General features: G+C 56.2%; 15 protein-coding genes and 2 pseudogenes. 8 read left to right on the top strand and 9 right to left on the bottom strand.

Going from position 1 to position 15594, the window contains the following annotated elements; translation table 11 throughout:
* Window positions 1–7 precede the first annotated feature (7 nt).
* Both lsrF and lsrG read left to right on the top strand, forming a co-directional pair.
* Complete coding sequence (gene lsrF, locus SOM40_RS20230) at window positions 8–895, top strand: 3-hydroxy-5-phosphonooxypentane-2,4-dione thiolase (protein ID WP_261644849.1); 888 nt, start codon at window positions 8–10, stop codon at window positions 893–895.
* On the top strand, window positions 892–1185 hold the full coding sequence (gene lsrG / locus SOM40_RS20225) for a (4S)-4-hydroxy-5-phosphonooxypentane-2,3-dione isomerase (protein ID WP_166184135.1): 294 nt from the start codon (window positions 892–894) through the stop codon (window positions 1183–1185). Before lsrF ends, lsrG begins: the two co-directional genes overlap by 4 nt.
* Window positions 1186–1367: 182 nt before the next feature.
* On the opposite strand, the gene SOM40_RS20220 is transcribed toward lsrG, so the two are convergent.
* The 5 genes and pseudogenes from SOM40_RS20220 to SOM40_RS20200 all read right to left on the bottom strand — a co-directional run.
* A complete protein-coding gene (locus tag SOM40_RS20220; RefSeq protein WP_320531157.1) occupies window positions 1368–1748 on the bottom strand; it encodes a hypothetical protein in 381 nt (126 codons plus the stop codon).
* Window positions 1749–1750: 2 nt separating this feature from the next.
* Window positions 1751–2929: a hypothetical protein gene (locus SOM40_RS20215; RefSeq protein WP_320531158.1), complete on the bottom strand. Its 1179-nt coding sequence runs from the start codon at window positions 2927–2929 to the stop codon at window positions 1751–1753.
* 2 nt (window positions 2930–2931) lie between these two features.
* Window positions 2932–3462: a PAAR domain-containing protein gene (locus SOM40_RS20210; protein WP_320531159.1), complete on the bottom strand. Its 531-nt coding sequence runs from the start codon at window positions 3460–3462 to the stop codon at window positions 2932–2934.
* A gap of 11 nt (window positions 3463–3473) precedes the next feature.
* Window positions 3474–3995, bottom strand: coding sequence for a PAAR domain-containing protein (locus tag SOM40_RS20205; RefSeq protein WP_320531160.1), 522 nt, complete (start codon window positions 3993–3995; stop codon window positions 3474–3476).
* Window positions 3996–4053: 58 nt separating this feature from the next.
* Window positions 4054–4182 (bottom strand): annotated as a pseudogene (locus tag SOM40_RS20200) (recombinase family protein); the annotation flags it as partial.
* On the opposite strand from SOM40_RS20200, the pseudogene SOM40_RS20195 reads away from it, so the two are divergent.
* Window positions 4182–4403: pseudogene (locus SOM40_RS20195) on the top strand (antibiotic biosynthesis monooxygenase); the annotation flags it as partial. The pseudogenes SOM40_RS20200 and SOM40_RS20195 sit on opposite strands and share 1 nt — an antisense overlap.
* 58 nt (window positions 4404–4461) lie before the next feature.
* On the opposite strand, the gene SOM40_RS20190 reads toward SOM40_RS20195, so the two are convergent.
* The gene (locus SOM40_RS20190; protein WP_320531012.1) at window positions 4462–5151 is read right to left on the bottom strand and encodes a B3/B4 domain-containing protein; all 690 of its coding nucleotides are present in this window, start codon (window positions 5149–5151) and stop codon (window positions 4462–4464) included.
* A 63-nt stretch (window positions 5152–5214) separates the two neighbouring features.
* On the opposite strand from SOM40_RS20190, the gene SOM40_RS20185 reads away from it, so the two are divergent.
* Entirely contained in the window at window positions 5215–5796 is a 582-nt protein-coding gene (locus SOM40_RS20185) for a helix-turn-helix domain-containing protein (RefSeq protein WP_370635204.1), read from the top strand.
* A gap of 41 nt (window positions 5797–5837) precedes the next feature.
* On the opposite strand, the gene ygjG is transcribed toward SOM40_RS20185, so the two are convergent.
* On the bottom strand, window positions 5838–7217 hold the full coding sequence (gene ygjG, locus SOM40_RS20180) for a putrescine aminotransferase (protein ID WP_181247302.1): 1380 nt from the start codon (window positions 7215–7217) through the stop codon (window positions 5838–5840).
* Between the two features lie 430 nt (window positions 7218–7647).
* Between ygjG and SOM40_RS20175 the strand changes: the two genes are divergently transcribed.
* Together SOM40_RS20175 and SOM40_RS20170 are read left to right on the top strand one after the other, a co-directional pair.
* Window positions 7648–9168 (top strand): methyl-accepting chemotaxis protein, encoded by a 1521-nt coding sequence (locus SOM40_RS20175; RefSeq protein WP_106994746.1) that lies wholly within the window; start codon window positions 7648–7650, stop codon window positions 9166–9168.
* A gap of 326 nt (window positions 9169–9494) precedes the next feature.
* Window positions 9495–11054, top strand: coding sequence for a methyl-accepting chemotaxis protein (locus tag SOM40_RS20170; protein ID WP_320531013.1), 1560 nt, complete (start codon window positions 9495–9497; stop codon window positions 11052–11054).
* On the opposite strand, the gene SOM40_RS20165 is transcribed toward SOM40_RS20170, so the two are convergent.
* Window positions 11051–11545 (bottom strand): PadR family transcriptional regulator, encoded by a 495-nt coding sequence (locus SOM40_RS20165; protein WP_313824271.1) that lies wholly within the window; start codon window positions 11543–11545, stop codon window positions 11051–11053. The genes SOM40_RS20170 and SOM40_RS20165 overlap by 4 nt on opposite strands.
* Window positions 11546–11693: 148 nt before the next feature.
* On the opposite strand from SOM40_RS20165, the gene SOM40_RS20160 reads away from it, so the two are divergent.
* Window positions 11694–12458 carry a siderophore-interacting protein gene (locus SOM40_RS20160; RefSeq protein ID WP_320531014.1) on the top strand — a complete coding sequence of 255 codons (765 nt, stop codon included), beginning with the start codon at window positions 11694–11696 and terminating at the stop codon, window positions 12456–12458.
* Here SOM40_RS20160 and SOM40_RS20155 read toward each other — a convergent pair whose 3' ends face one another.
* Entirely contained in the window at window positions 12459–13628 is a 1170-nt protein-coding gene (locus tag SOM40_RS20155; protein ID WP_320531015.1) for a coiled-coil domain-containing protein, read from the bottom strand.
* 292 nt (window positions 13629–13920) lie between these two features.
* Between SOM40_RS20155 and SOM40_RS20150 the strand changes: the two genes are divergently transcribed.
* Entirely contained in the window at window positions 13921–15588 is a 1668-nt protein-coding gene (locus tag SOM40_RS20150; protein ID WP_320531016.1) for a ShlB/FhaC/HecB family hemolysin secretion/activation protein, read from the top strand.
* The last annotated feature ends 6 nt before the right edge of the window (window positions 15589–15594 follow it).

Raw genomic sequence — 15594 nt, 5'->3', positions numbered from 1 at the left:
GGGGAACATGGCTGATTTAGACGACATCAAAGAAGGTAAGAACTTTGGCATCGACCGACCGCAGCAGAACGTGCCTTTTACTCTGAAGGGGTGCGGGGCGCTGGACTGGGGAATGCAGTCGCGGCTGGCGCGGATCTTCAACCCCGCCAGCAACCGCACGGTGATGCTGGCCTTCGATCATGGTTATTTCCAGGGGCCGACCACCGGGCTGGAGCGCATCGATCTCTCCATTGCGCCGCTGTTCGCTGAAACCGACGTGCTGATGTGTACCCGCGGTATTCTGCGCAGCACCGTACCGCCCGCCACCAACAAGCCGGTGGTGCTACGCGCCTCCGGGGGGAATTCGATGCTCGGGGAGCTCTCCAACGAGTGCGTGGCGGTGGCGATGGAAGATGCCCTGCGCCTGAACGTCTGCGCGGTGGCGGCGCAGGTCTATATCGGCAGCGAGTATGAACACCAGTCGATCAATAACATCATCAAGCTGGTGGATGCGGGCAATCGTTACGGCATCCCGACCCTGGCGGTGACCGGGGTCGGCAAGGAGATGGCCCGGGATGCGCGCTACTTCTCGCTTGCCAGCCGCATCGCCGCCGAGATGGGGGCCCAGTTCGTCAAAACCTATTTTGTCGAAGAGGGATTCGAGAAAGTGACCGCCAGCTGCCCGGTGCCGATTGTTATCGCCGGGGGCAAAAAGCTGCCGGAACACGAGGCTCTGGAGATGTGTTTCCGCGCCATCGACCAGGGCGCGTCGGGTGTCGATATGGGACGGAACATCTTCCAGTCCAGCGCGCCGCTGGCGATGCTGAAGGCTGTGAAGAAGGTGGTGCACGAGAAGATGAGCGCCCGCGAGGCGTACCAGTTCTGGCAGGAGGAAAAACAAGGAGAAGTGCAATGAACGTGACCTTAGTGGAGATCAACATTAAGCCGGACCGGGTGGACGAGTTTCTGGAGGTGTTTCGCGCCAATCACGAAGGGGCGATCCAGGAGCCAGGCAACCTGCGGTTCGACGTGCTGCAGGACCCGCGGGTAAAAACCCGGTTCTTTATCTATGAGGCGTACAAGGATGAGGAGGCGGTGCAGGCCCACAAGCAGACCCCGCACTATCTGGCGTGCGTCGAGAAGCTTGAGGACCTGATGTCGGAGCCGCGTAAAAAACGCTGTTTTGTTGGGTTGATGCCGGCGTAGGGATGGTGCGGTCTGGTGGCGCCACCGGGCACCAGGCCGCAAAATTCGGGGTCAGTTTGGATATCGAAGATTATTGTACGTCTTAACCACTCAGGTGCGAGAAAACCGCTCTCTGAGCGGATTCTCGTACCTTGATGAGCGATGCTAAGATCTTCTCTAAAACGATCTTAAGAAGATCCTTCTTAATCTTTGATCGTGATAGTATAGGTTTTGTCGAAATCTCCTGATTTTGAAAGCATTCCGCCACCTAAGCCGCCATGTATTCGTACTTTAGCTATACCTGCTTTTGTTGGTGTCCCCCTAATCTGAATGCAATTATTGAATTCATTATCATCACAATACTGTAGGTGGAGACCTAAATTATCTGGATAAATATCTCCTGCAATGACTTGCTTACCATAAATATCATAAGAAAGAACTATTCCACCAAATATATTTATTTGGTTATAATAGGGTGCCCCAACAGTTGCGTCATGAAGAGTTTCTCCTTCTGGAGTAAATTCTGCCTGTAACGAACAGGCGGATAATAAAAGCAAAGATAAAATAAAAAATGTTCTTCTCATTTTTATTTCAATGGTTTAAATACCATTCCTCCAAAAAATCTGTTAATGAAAAATTGCAGATCTCTTTTAGGCTTTATCCAGTTTCTTGTTTTCCCCCAAGAAAATAATTTCAAACTAACATATCCATTATCACCTTGCGTTACAGAACCATCCCATACAACCCAGTGCGTAGGTAATGTTGTGGGATTTGTACTACCTTCAAGAAGTCCATCATTTATTAATGTCACGACTTTATAACCTTGCTCTACATACTTATTTAAATCTCTGATTCCCTGAACACCTGCCTGAGTGATCCCTACATTACTAAAAACTATTTCATAACCGGCCTTTTCAAACCATTCCGTCAGTGTTTGCCACATTGTGATCCCCGCCACTGGAGAATCAAGAGCATCAAAGCTCAGCACAGTATTTTTTGAATCCCTTAGCCCGGCCAGCGTCATCCAGTCAGTACCGGCTATCTTTGGCCTGCCGTCATCAAAGTAAAATGTACCTGTTGGGTGTCGGCAACCTTCACCAGGTGAGATGATTAAGTCACCTATTTTAGTTTTCCCGTACCTCCAAAGTTCACGGGCAGCTTGCGCATACACATCAGGGCGATCCTTTTGCAGACAGTAATAAAATGCAGCAGGTCCACATACACTTGCTGCTATTTGATTAGGGAAATCAAATCCGTTAAATCTTTCATCTATTTGACGTTCTATTAAATTTTTATCAAAAGGGTCTCTGGGGTTACCAATGGGGTATTCTTTCGCAATAAATGGTCGTTCCGGGATGGTGATTTTAATTTGTTTTGTTTCGCCACCCTGACTCTCAGGCTTCATTGTCCCTCTTGATTCAAAATAGCAGGGGTTCTCCCGCTTCACCGGAGACCAGGCTTTACCTGATGCAAGTTCTTCCAGCGTGTACATTTTAGTGAACGGAACAGGCGTTACACAGTGCGTATGCAACATGGTTTTTCGGTAAAGCTTCATTTCCATAATATAAATTATCGAGAGTGACTCATTTATATTTCCGGTCATGTGACTCTGTGTTTCATAATTCCCCAGAAACGGCTGTTGCTTCACATTCACCAAGGGGGATTTATTCCTGCTGGAATCCATGCGATAAATACACAGGTCATACAGCAAAGAATCAGCCGGTACATTAGAGTTAATACGGGTACTGAGATGGTAAACAGCCATAATTAATCCATTAATATATGCAGGTTAATATTTTCAGCGGATTCAGCATAATGCCACGCTGTCATCCCCTGGTTATCCGTATTCCCCGTTTCCGTATGCCCGTCCGGGAACATCAGAACATACCGGCAATCCACCATCAGCTGGCCATCATCATCAGCACACTGAAAACGAAGGGTGTTGCGTGAAGAAGGTTGTTGCCCGGACTGGCTCTGTGCACTGACAATTTTGGCCGTTGACGGATTTCCCGCCGCAATAACGAAGTTCGTTCCGGTCGCACACCCGCAGCGTACTGGTGAACCATCGACGGCAACGGCCCGCCCCTGTGGGTTGGTCTGCCGGAGATCGCCTGAAGCAATCACGCCAGGCTGCCCGCATTTCGGGCAGGGTGACGTTTTATCACCCACGTAAAGCTTTCGCCTTCCGTTCACTGACCAGCCCTGACTTCCTGCATAGCAGACTGCTCCTGTTGACGTTTTATCGCCATCAAGTCCGGAGTATTTACCGTGTACACCGCTCCATCTGTTGTCAGACATACATGCTTTCCTCAGTCCGTAAGAATATGCAGGCTGATATCGTTTGCCGATTCAGCATAATGCCATCCGGTAACCCCTTGTTCATCGGTAACACCAGCTTCAGAACGTCCGTCCGGGAACATCAGAGTGTAGCGGCAACCAGCCATTAGCTGGCCATCGTCACCGGCGCACTGAAAGCGAATACAGTTCCGGGCACCGGAATCCTGTGCCTGCTGCGCCAGTACAGGCGACTGACTGGTATTGCGGGAGGTCAGAGAGCCAGTACCTGTGCTGGTAGACTGCGTGGCTGAACCGTAAACATAGTGATCGGGGCAACGGCACAGCACCCTGTCACCTGTGGCAACATACGCTTTGCCTTCTTCTGCCCAGTCATGTGCGGAGGCAAGGATTTCAAAATACCCGTTGCATTTGCAGCATGATGCCTTGTCGCCGGTCCGGGCTATTGCTTTACTTCCTTCAAACCAGGACGCAGTCGCTGAAATGATTTCTCCGTAACTCGTTTTATCACCAAGACAGGCCAGTGCTCTTGCCATCATTAATCCCTCAATATATAAGCGGTTATCCTCACTGGCATCATACAACAATCACAACTTAACCAAAATTACCCGTTTCTGATTGCCGGTGTAGTGCCTGAATGCGGCATATCTGGGAGGGGCTGTACCCTGTCGCATCTGCCGTTTCACGGATACTCAGTTTCTTGACCTGCTGGTAGTACACTACACCACGAAGGGGCGATCCAGGAGCCAGGCAACCTGCGGTTCGACGTGCTGCAGGACCCGCGGGTGAAAACCCGGTTCTTTATCTATGAGGCGTACAAGGATGAGGAGGCGGTGCAGGCCCACAAGCAGACCCCGCACTATCTGGCGTGCGTCGAGAAGCTTGAGGACCTGATGTCGGAGCCGCGTAAAAAACGCTGTTTTGTCGGGTTGATGCCGGCGTAGCATATATAGCGGAATTGGGTTTTGTAGGCCGGGCAAGCGCAGCGCCGCCCGGCGTTTTTCAGGCCAGCGCCAGCAGCTGAACCCGCGCCGTGGCCCCCGGCATCAACCGCTGCAGGTTGTTGACCAGCTCCTCCCCGGCCGCTTCCAGCGCCGATAACGGCATGGCGGGCAGGCTTTCGAGAATAAACCACATGGTCTGCGCCTGACTGTCCAGCCGGGTGCGCACTCCCTGTCGCCAGTTCCAGCGTCGGCAGGTCACTCCCACGTCATCCCGCCAGATAACCTCGCCCGCATCGGGATACTCCACGCTGGGTTGACCCTCTTTAAAGGTATCAAAAGGCTCGCTGCCGTCGGCCAGCGTCAGCCGCGGTGCCCCGGTGTAGGCGGCGAGGTTTTCTCCGCCCACCGGAATGGCGTAGCGGATGCTGATCGCATTGTAGATATCCACCACCGGATCGAGCGGCGGCAGCGTGCCGTCTTTCAGCACCCGCTTGCGCAGGGCGCTGGCGGAGCAGGGGGTACGTTTCGGTTTAGCGCCGAAGGCTTTAAACGCCTCATCCCAGGCGGCGAGGTGGGCCTCGGCCCAAGCAAAATCATCGTTTAACATCTGCTGGCAGGCTTGGGCTAACGCAGCAGGGGCCACTTCGGGAGCGGTAATGGGCGCAGCGTCGACCACTATGCTCAGTGCGCGGAAACCCGGGGCGATCCCGGCCAGGCGCGGATCTATTGACGGCGTGAGGAGGGACATAAATAATCCTGTATCGACTGTTTTAGACCATGGTAATGACCAGTGACCGATAAAGTCAATATAATGACTGCGCAGGGCGCAGACGTGGCCCAGGTAAGCCTGGCGGTCGCGAACCGTATCCGCAACTGGCGGAAAGAGAAAAAGTTGTCCCTGGATGAGCTGTCGCGCCGGGCCAGCGTCAGCAAAGGGATGCTGGTGGAGATCGAAAAAGGGGCCGCGAATCCCAGCATTGCGATCCTCTGCAAGCTGGCGGCAGCACTGGGTGTGTCGGTGGCGGACATCGTCAACGTCGCCAGCGAGCCGCTGGTGCATGTTATCGAGGAAGCGGCGATCCCGGTGCTGTGGCACGGCGAGAAGGGCGGCAGCGCCCGGCTACTGGCGGGCACCGCGGGCCCGGATATGATCGAGCTCTGGCGCTGGGAGATGCAGCCGGGAGAAAGCTTCAGCTCGCCCGGCCATCCGGCAGGTACCTTTGAGCTGCTCCACGTGGAAGCGGGGGTGTTGACCCTGAAGGTAGATGAGAGCATCACGCAGGTGGTGGCCGGGGCATCGGCGGTGGCGAAAACCGAAGCCGCGCACAGCTATGCAAACCATGGGGAGAGTATGCTGCGGTTCACCATGACGGTGGCGGAGTTTCACCGGTAACATGTGAGATGCCGGGCAAGCATCGCGCCGCCCGGCGTGTTTTACGCTTCGGTCACACTCACCCGCAGTGCCGCCAGCGCCATCCGGGCTGCTTTCAGCACCAGCTCACACTGCTCGATGGTCAGCGTCAGCGGCGGTTCAATGCGGATGGTCTTCGAGTTGTTGAGCGTTCCCGCTACCAGCACCCGCTGGCGGAACATCTCGCTCGCGAAGCTGTAGCCGGTTTCGTTATCGACAAACTCAATCGCCATCAGCATCCCTTTGCCGCGCGCATCCTGTACCAGGTCCGGGTATTCACGCCCGAGCTGGCGGAAGCCATCCAGCAGCATGTCGCCTTTCTGCTCCGCCTGGGCGGGCAGGTTCTGCTCCAGCAGCACGTTGATGGTGGCCAGCGCGGCGGCACAGGCCAGGGGGTTACCCCCAAAGGTAGTGGTATGCAGGAAAGGATTGTCGAACAGCACCGAGAACACCTCCTCGGTGGCGACGGTGGCACCAATCGGCATCACGCCGCCGCCCAGCGCTTTGGCCAGGCACAGGATGTCCGGCTGCACGTTCTCGTGCTCGCAGGCAAACATCTTGCCGGTACGCCCCATCCCGGTCTGCACTTCATCCAGGATCAGCAGTGCGCCAAACTCATCGCACAGCTTACGTACCGCAGGCAGATAGCCCACTGGCGGCAGGATCACCCCGCCTTCGCCCTGGATAGGCTCAAGGATCACCGCCGCCACGTCGTCGCCGGTTTTACGGCATTCGGACAGCGCGGAGCGCATGGCGTTGATGTCGCCGAACGGCACGTGGCGGAAGCCCGGCAGCAGCGGCATAAACGGCTTACGGAAGGCTGATTTCGCCGTGGCAGAGAGGGCACCTAACGACTTGCCGTGGAAGGCGCCGCTGGTGGCAATAAAGGTGAATTTCCCGCGCGGCGACTGGTACGCTTTGGCGAGTTTGATCGCCGCTTCGACCGATTCCGTGCCGCTGTTACAGAAGAAGCTGTATTTGAGTTTACCCGGCGTCAGTGCCGCCAGCGTTTTTGCCAGCATCGCCCGCAGGGGATCCAGCAGTTCCTGGCTATGAAGGGGTTGTTTTGCAAGCTGATTTTGTACGGCGGAAACCACAACTGGATTACGGTGCCCCACGTTGAAAATACCAAATCCACCCAGGCAATCTACAAACTCCTGTCCCTGGGTGTCGACAAGCGTATTAAGACTTCCCGCCTGCCACTCTACGGCTCCGTAATCCCCGCCTGCTGTTACCGATTTTCTGTATTCCAAAAACCCGGGATTCACATGCTCTTTGAAGTAATCAATCACCTCGCGGTTAAGTTGTTTCATCTCCTCATGATCAAGCGTTCGCTTCTCAATGAGATTCAGTGCGTGCGCGGTACAGGCAAGAGCCGATGCGCTGGAGGGTAACCTGTTCAAGATGTGCTCCCGGGAATGGCGTATCACATGATACTGGATTAAGTATTGCAGGCTTTGCGCCACTTCCGGTGAGGGGGCAAAAATCGGGATAAACGCCAGGTTAAAATAATGTTACACAATATTTAATCATGCGAAACGCAATTCCGGCGGCAACGCATCGGGATTTTCCCACAGCAGAATGCGCGTTTGCAGTGCATTCGCCCTGTTTTAGTGCGATCGGTTGCCGGGCGGGCGGAGGGAGCGATCCTCCTTTGGGGGTAGTTTCGGTGCGAAACCATTTAATATCAATAGATTATAAAAACACACAAAAAATGCGGTTTAGTCCCGTTTTGCGATCTCGAGCATGTTTAACAACTAAAGATAAATTCGTTAACGCCGAAAAAACGTTACGCCCAAAAAATAACATTCAAGTAACCTGCAAGGGATGCCTATGTCGCCTCAACAATGTGTCACACAGTGTGAATACCCACTGAAAGATGACACCACCCTGATGTCCACCACCGATCTGCACAGCTACATTACCCAGGCCAATGACACCTTTGTCCAGGTGAGTGGTTACTCCCTGGGCGAGCTGGTGGGTCAGCCGCACAATCTCGTTCGCCACCCTGATATGCCAAAAGCCGCCTTTGCCGACATGTGGTACACCCTGCAGCAGGGTGAGCCCTGGAGCGGCATCGTGAAAAACCTGCGTAAAAATGGCGATCACTACTGGGTACGCGCTAACGCCGTGCCGATGGTGCGCAACGGCCAGACCACCGGGTACATGTCCATCCGCGTGAAAGCCACGCCGGAGGAGATTGCCGCCGTCGAGCCTTTATATAAAGCACTCAACGAAGGCCGCAGTAAAAAGCGGGTGCACAAAGGGCTGGTGGTGGCGAAAGGCTGGACCGGCAAACTGCCCGCGATGCCGCTGCGCTGGCGGGTACGCAGCGTGATGGCCGCGCTGTTCCTGGTGCTGGCGGGTGCGCTGTTCGCCACCGGGGCGAGCTGGGCAGCAATGGGAGTCAGCGCGCTGGTGATGCTGCTGGGAACCCTGCTGTTTGAGCAGCAGATTGTGCGCCCGGTCGAGAACGTGGCCCGTCAGGCGCTGAAGGTAGCGACAGGCGAACGCAACAGCGTTGAGCATCTTAACCGCAGCGACGAACTGGGGCTGACCCTGCGCGCGGTCGGGCAGCTCGGCCTGATGTGCCGCTGGCTGATCAATGATGTCTCCAGCCAGGTCATCAACGTGCGCGACGGCAGCGACCAGCTGGCGAAGGGGAATGACGACCTCAACGATCGCACCCATCAGACGGTGTCGAACGTGAAGCAGACCGTGGAGACCATGAACCAGCTGGCGATGACGGTGCAGAACAACACCCGCACCGCCGTGGACGCCGATAAGCTCTCCATCGCCGCCAGCGACGCCGCCACGCAGGGCGGACACGCGATGCAGACCGTGGTCAACACCATGGACGAAATTGCCGACAGCACCCAGCGTATCGGCTCGATCACCAAGCTGATTAACGATATCGCCTTCCAGACCAACATCCTGGCGCTGAACGCGGCAGTGGAAGCGGCAAGGGCGGGCGAGCAGGGGAAAGGCTTTGCGGTGGTGGCCGGGGAAGTGCGCCATCTGGCCAGCCGCAGCGCCAGTGCCGCCAACGATATCCGCAAGCTGATCGACGCCAGCGCCAGCAAGGTGATGTCCGGTTCCGAGCAGGTGCATGCCGCCGGACGCACGATGGATGACATTGTGGAGAAGGTGCAGAACGTTACCCGGCTGATCGCCGAGATCAGCCAGTCTACGTCCGAGCAGGCCTCCGGCCTGTCGGAGCTGACCCGCGCGGTAGCCGAACTGGATTCCATTACCCAGAAAAACGCGGCGCTGGTCGAAACCAGCGCCCAGGTCTCGGCGATGGTGAAGCACCGGGCTAAACGTCTGGAAGATGCCGTTACCGTGCTCCATTGAGTCAGTAAGGTTCCGAAAAGGCCGTTTGCTCCTGACAGGGTGAACGGCTTTATTTGTGATTATTTTTATCGGTTACTGTTAATGTAATATTAAATAACTAAATAAACCGCCTCAGTTAATTATCCCTGCCTAAGTCAGTTTTCCCCGATGCTCTGTCACAAACACCTCTCCGGTGGTTACGTAACGATCGATGAGACGTAATTAATAGTCTGCGCCTATCCATTGCCTGATTTCTTTAATAAAAAAGCGATCAAACTCATAAAGTTAGCGTGAAAGTTACCGATAACGCTGATCGTCTGATAAATGATCACAATGATGGAGTAAATATGTTCTTACATGATGTAAAGATCGGCACAAAATTATTTCTGGCGTTTGGGTTCTTTATTGTCCTGATGGGGATAAGTGCGAGTTTATCTCTGTTGAGCCTTAACCGGGCGAATAACGGGATGCAATCCATTATCAGCAACGATTATCCGACAACGGTAAAAGCGAATCAGTTAATCGAAAACTTCCAGGAATTTATTAGCACCCAGCAGCTGATGTTGCTGGATGACCAGGGCCAATACCGGGAGCAGTCAGAGCAGAAGCTGAAGACCATCAGCGAGCGCATTACCCTGATCCTCGGCGATCTGAACAACGCCCTGCAGGACAAGGCGTCCCAGCAGGTGCTGACCGATATTCGCGGCGTGCGCCAGCAATATCTCGACTCCCGCTATCGGATCCTGCAGGCGGTGCAGAGCAACGATCGGGCGGGTGCGATTCAGGAGATGATGACCAACACCCTCAGCCTGCAGCAGGCCTATAAGGCAAAAGTGCAGGAGCTGATTACCATTCAGAATAAGCAGATGCAACGCGCAGGCGTGGAGGTGGACGGCGACTTCAGAAGCAACCGTCTGCTGCTGATCCTGATCACCCTGTTCAGCGTGGTGGTGGGCAGCCTGATGGGATGGTTTATCGTGCGCTCAATTACCCGTCCGCTGGGCCAGGCGGTCGATTTTGCTCAGTCGATTGCCGATGGCGATCTCACCGGGAGCATCGCCTCCCACGGTAAAGACGAAACCGGTCAGCTGCTTACTGCGCTGATGGAGATGAAAAACCGTCTGCTGGAGATTGTGCAGCAGGTGCAGTTCGGTTCGGAAAATATCTCCACCGCGGCGGCGCAGATTGTGGCGGGCAACCAGGACCTGGCGGCGCGAACCGAAGAGCAGGCCAGCTCGGTGGAACAAACGGCGGCATCGATGGAGCAGATCACCGCGACGGTAAAAAACACCGCGTCACATACCGGTGAAGCCACCAGTCTCTCCGCGGATGCGGCCAAAGTGGTGAAAAACAACGGCGAGATGATGAAGCAGGTCACCAGCAAAATGCGCCTGATTAACGAGACCTCCAACCGGATGTCCGACATCATCAACCTGATCGACTCCATCGCCTTCCAGACCAATATTCTGGCGCTGAACGCGGCGGTAGAGGCGGCACGCGCGGGTGAACACGGCCGCGGCTTTGCGGTAGTGGCCGGTGAAGTTCGCCAGCTGGCGCAGAAAAGCGCCACCTCGGCCAGTGAAATTCGCCAGCTGATTGAAAGCTCAACCAGCCAGACCCAGGACGGGATGGCGCTGGTGGAAAAAGCCAGCGGGCTGATTAACGGCATGGTGGGTAACGTCGAGGAGATGGATGTGATCCTGCGCGAGATCCGCCAGGCCAGCCATGAGCAGACGGAGGGGATCTCGCAGATCAACAGCGCGATTGGCCTGATTGACTCCACCACTCAACAGAACTCCGCTCTGGTGGAGGAGTCTGTTGCGGCGGCCTCATCCCTGAACGAGCAGGCGCTGAACCTGAAAGATCTGGTGAAAGTGTTCCGCGTGCGCGGGGAAGTTACTGCTTAATCCAGCTGATTGATCTCCAGCGACGCGCGGTCAATAACCGCAATAATCTGTTTCAGCTGCGCGTCGCTCAATCCTTCCTGATTGACCTTCAAATCCAGCACCGCTTTAAAATTGTCGATAGCCCGCTTCATCTGCGGGTTTTTACGCAGCTGGAAACCTACGCAGCGTGCTTTGATGCGCGCCTGAATGTTCTCAAGCTGCTCCAGGTTCTCATCCAGCCAGCGCTGCCCGGCTACGGTGATGGCAATCTGTTTGCGCCCGCTCTCTTCTTCGGTGATGGTGATAAATGCCTGATCCTGCAAAAAATCCAGCGTCGGATAGATCACTCCGGGGCTCGGCGTGTAGTTTCCCTGGGTCATGCTTTCGATCTCTTTAATCAGCTCATAACCGTGGCTGGCATTGCGGGTCAGGAGGTCCAGAATCACCAGCCTTAACTCACCGTGACCAAAAAAGCGCTGACGGCGTCCGCCGCCTTCGTGTGCCTGTCGCATAGGATTTTCCTTTAATTTGATATATCTAATTTATATCTAAAGCAGTTTTAGATGCAATCTAAAACATCTTGCATTTTTTCTTATTAGCAATCATTATCATTTAACTTTCAATTTCGATATATCGATTTCACTTTCACGAAGGCAAATTATGACCACAACCCGCTACCCCCAACGTGTCCGTAACGACCTGCGCTTTCGCGAGCTGAACGTGCTCCGCGTGGAGCGCGTCAGCGCCGGTTTTCAGCGCATCGTGTTAGGCGGCGAGGCGCTGGAGGGCTTCAGCTCCCGCGGCTTCGACGACCATGCCAAAGTCTTTTTCCCGGAAAAGGGCACCACCTTTGTGCCGCCGGTGGTGACGGACGAGGGCGTGGACTGGGGTGACGGCGTACGTCCGCAGGCGCGGGATTACACCCCGCTGTATGACGCGGCCCGTCATGAGCTAGCGCTCGATTTCTTTATCCACGACGGTGGGGTGGCAAGCAGCTGGGCGGTGGACGCTAAGCCGGGGGACACCCTCTCCATCGGCGGCCCGCGCGGTTCGCTGGTGGTGCCGGAAGATTACGCCTGGCAGCTGTACGTCTGCGATGAGTCGGGCATGCCCGCCCTGCGTCGCCGTCTGGAAGCTCTGCGTGCGCTGCCGGTGCGCCCGGAGGTTCACGCCGTGGTCACCGTGGCTGATGCCGCCTGTCAGGACTATCTGGCCCACTTAAGCGAGTTCAACATCCACTGGGTGGTGGGGCATAACGAGCAGGCGGTGGCGGATCGTCTGGCGACGCTCAGCGTGCCGGCAGAGGATTACTTCATCTGGCTGACCGGGGAAGGGAAGGTGGTGAAAAACCTGAGTCGCCTGTTTGAAACCGACGCTATCGATCAGAAGCTGGTGCGTGCCAGCGCGTACTGGCACGCCAAATAATCAGGCCACGTCGTCGAGCTGCGCTTCGCTGACCTGATGTTCGAGGGAGGCGCGCACCTCGTGCAGGGCTCTCTCCTGCTGGGCAAAGTACGCTTCCATATTGCTCAGCGAGGAGACCAGCAGCCAGGACTCCTCTTTCTCCAGCTCCGCCAGCTCGCTCACCAGGGTGTCGATCTGCTCCCGGACCTGGGCCATCTTTTTGCGGATACGGGTCAGGTCATTGAGCCTGTCGCTGGCCATCAGCGGCTCCAGCCCCTGATGCAGACGGGCCACCAGGGAGCGGATCGCCTTCACGTCGCCGCGCTGCTTCGCCTGGTTCAGCTGCACCATCATGGCGTTGGCCTCTTCCTTCAGATCGTCCGCCACCAGATCCGGGTGACAGAGCTTGCTTGCCTGACGCCAGAGCCGTTTTAACTCGTTCTGATCCTCTTCGGAGAGGTCCTGGCCCTTGCGCAGGCGGATTTCCGCTTCATGCTGCTGCTCGCGGTATTTTTTATATTCTTCATTGGCCTCGTCCCGCGCCTGGCGAGCGGGCTCCTCTTCGCGGGTCAGGCCCGTTTCCAGCTCCTGGGCTTCGGCCAGCAGATTGGCGATGAGGTTGCTTTGCTGCTGCAGATGCTTACGCGCCGCGGCGGCCTGCACCGAGTCGGCGGGCAGATCGCGCCAGTGCTGGGTCAGGGTGGTCAGCACCTCCACCGCCTGGGCAACATACTGCTGGCAGCGGCGATAGTCCGCCTCCCGACGGCGCGTCTCTGCCTGCTGGCGGCGCAGGTTGAGCTCCGCCAGGGTTTTGCGCAGGGCGAGGATCTGGCTCATCAGCGGGCCGAGGCGGGTGAGGTAGATATCGTTAAATTCATCCAGCTGCTGCACGCGGGCGTTACGCCTGTCGATGAGATCGCGCAGGCGCTCTTCCAGCGCTTTCAGCTCCAGCTTGCTGGCGGCCAGCTGCGGATCGCGCCACGTGGTGACGGCACGCTGGCTTTGCAGCCAGTGGGTAATGGCCGCCATCGCCCCGGTGTAGTTTTTCTGCTCAAGCGCCACGACGATCGCCAGCAGCTCCTCGTCAAAGGCTTCGTTTTTTAACCGTGCCAGCTGGTTCTCGATGATGTCGTCATCTTCCAGTTCGATGGCATTTTTAATGATTTCCAGCCGTTTGATCGGTGTGCTCATGATGCTTTTCGCTTTGGCGCTTAAGTATTTGAGTTAAGGATAGTTGTCAGGAAAACAACAGGGAATAATACACATGTCTGATGAATGGCGCGACGGGGGAATGCGTTAATTTTGCGCCAGGTAATCCGACTGCGGGATTTCAATAAATTCCTGGAACAGTGGAAAAGTCCGAAAAGTGCATGGATGGGCGTTTACTCATATTTACAGAGTTTACTTTTTGACATAATTTGCCCCTTTTTTGTACGCCGGTCCGAAAACGGACAAAAGGCAGGGGGATGCTGTGAAGGTAAGGATGACCAGGTTAATCGGGCTTTTCGTCGGTATTATTTTATGGCCGATCGGCAGTGCCCACGCAGCGCTCCTGTCGCCCGCCGACCGTAGTGCCGTCCAGCAACAGCAACAGCTGCTGCTGGATCAAAACCAGCGCCAGCGCGACGAGCTGGAGCGCAGCACGGTTCTTCCCCGGATGCCTTCCTCTCCTGCACTTTCTGCCTCTGACGGCCCCTGTTTTGTGATCTCCCGGATTGTGCTTGAGGGTGCCACCGCCATGCCGGATGTTGCCCAAAGCCGTCTGACCGCCCCCTGGCGCAACCAGTGCCTCGATATGGCCGCCCTCAACGACCTGACCCACGCGGTCTCCGACTGGTATATCAGCCGGGGGTATATTACCAGCCGCGCCTTTCTGACCGAGCAGGATCTGACCCACGGCACGCTGCATATCGCGGTGCTGGAAGGTAAGCTCCAGCAAATTCAGCTGGAGGGGGTGCCGGAACGCACGCTGAAGATGGCTTTTCCAGGACGGGTGGGCAAGATCCTCAACCTGCGCGACATCGAACAAGGGATGGAGCAGCTGAACCGGGTTCGTCAGACCCCGGTTCAGATTGAGATCCTGCCCGGCGACCGCCAGGGATACTCCATCGTTAACCTCACCGCCGCCCCGGAATTCCCGCTGACCGGCTCCGTCAGCTTTGATAACAGCGGGCAAAAGAGCACCGGCACGGGCCAGCTCAGCGGGGTTCTGATCGGCAATAACCTGCTGGGGATCGCCGATAAATGGTTTATCAGCGGCGGGCGCAGCAGTGATTTTTCCAGCAGCAAGGATGCGCAGAACTTCGCCGCGGGCGTCAGCGTGCCTTATGGCTATGGCCTGTTCGATTACAGCTACAGCTGGAGCAACTATCTCAGCACCATCGATAACAACGGCTATCACTGGCGCTCGACCGGCGACAACGAAACCCACCGGCTGAACGGCTCCTGGGTGCTGTTCCGCAACGGCGATATCAAGACCAGCGCCGCGGTGGGCCTGACCCACCGCATCAACCATAACTATCTCGACGATGTCCTGCTCGCCACCAGCAGCCGGAAGCTCTCCAGTTTTTCGCTGGGCATTAACCACACGCAAAAAATCGCGAGCGGTGTGGCGACCTTCAACCCGGCCTTCACCCAGGGCGTGCCGTGGCTGGGGGCCGAGGATGATAACGACAAGCACGGCGATGTGCCGAAAGCGGAGTTTCGCAAGTGGAGCGTCAACGGCAGCTATCAGCAACCGCTTACCGACAGGCTGTGGTGGCTCTCCAGCGTCTATTTCCAGTGGTCACCCGATCGTCTGTACGGCAGCGAACGCTTAACCCTTGGGGGCGAAACTTCGGTGCGCGGCTTCAAAGAGCAGTACCTCTCCGGCGATAACGGCGGCTACTGGCGTAACGAAATCAACGCATCGCTCATCACCTTGCCGTGGATCGGGCAGATCGGTGCCCTGGCGGCACTGGACGGCGGCTGGCTGAAAAAAGACGGTTTCGACCGTTACGCCTCTGGCACCCTGTGGGGGGCGGCCGTCGGGCTGACCAGCGTTAACCGGCTGTTCTCCAGCCAGTTCACCGTCGGAACGCCGCTGGACTACCCGGACTGGCTGGGGCCGGATCATCTGAATATTTATTACCGCGTGTCGGTGGCATTTTAAGGGACA

It is taken from the genome of Leclercia sp. CFBP8987 (genome assembly GCF_034044995.2).
Classification (GTDB): Bacteria; Pseudomonadota; Gammaproteobacteria; order Enterobacterales; family Enterobacteriaceae; genus Enterobacter; species Enterobacter tamurae.
Note: the sequence above shows the minus strand (reverse complement) of the source record. Positions and strands in the feature narration are given on the sequence as shown.

Bases quoted from the DNA above. Each gene is read 5' to 3' on its own strand.
- lsrF (WP_261644849.1), top strand. From the start codon at position 8: ATGGCTGATTTAGACGACATCAAAGAAGGTAAGAACTTTGGCATCGAC.
- lsrG (WP_166184135.1), top strand. From the start codon at position 892: ATGAACGTGACCTTAGTGGAGATCAACATTAAGCCGGACCGGGTGGAC.
- SOM40_RS20220 (WP_320531157.1), bottom strand. From the start codon at position 1,748: ATGAGAAGAACATTTTTTATTTTATCTTTGCTTTTATTATCCGCCTGT.
- SOM40_RS20215 (WP_320531158.1), bottom strand. From the start codon at position 2,929: ATGGCTGTTTACCATCTCAGTACCCGTATTAACTCTAATGTACCGGCT.
- SOM40_RS20210 (WP_320531159.1), bottom strand. From the start codon at position 3,462: ATGTCTGACAACAGATGGAGCGGTGTACACGGTAAATACTCCGGACTT.
- SOM40_RS20205 (WP_320531160.1), bottom strand. From the start codon at position 3,995: ATGGCAAGAGCACTGGCCTGTCTTGGTGATAAAACGAGTTACGGAGAA.
- SOM40_RS20190 (WP_320531012.1), bottom strand. From the start codon at position 5,151: ATGTCCCTCCTCACGCCGTCAATAGATCCGCGCCTGGCCGGGATCGCC.
- SOM40_RS20185 (WP_370635204.1), top strand. From the start codon at position 5,215: ATGACTGCGCAGGGCGCAGACGTGGCCCAGGTAAGCCTGGCGGTCGCG.
- SOM40_RS20175 (WP_106994746.1), top strand. From the start codon at position 7,648: ATGTCGCCTCAACAATGTGTCACACAGTGTGAATACCCACTGAAAGAT.
- SOM40_RS20170 (WP_320531013.1), top strand. From the start codon at position 9,495: ATGTTCTTACATGATGTAAAGATCGGCACAAAATTATTTCTGGCGTTT.
- SOM40_RS20165 (WP_313824271.1), bottom strand. From the start codon at position 11,545: ATGCGACAGGCACACGAAGGCGGCGGACGCCGTCAGCGCTTTTTTGGT.
- SOM40_RS20160 (WP_320531014.1), top strand. From the start codon at position 11,694: ATGACCACAACCCGCTACCCCCAACGTGTCCGTAACGACCTGCGCTTT.
- SOM40_RS20155 (WP_320531015.1), bottom strand. From the start codon at position 13,628: ATGAGCACACCGATCAAACGGCTGGAAATCATTAAAAATGCCATCGAA.
- SOM40_RS20150 (WP_320531016.1), top strand. From the start codon at position 13,921: ATGACCAGGTTAATCGGGCTTTTCGTCGGTATTATTTTATGGCCGATC.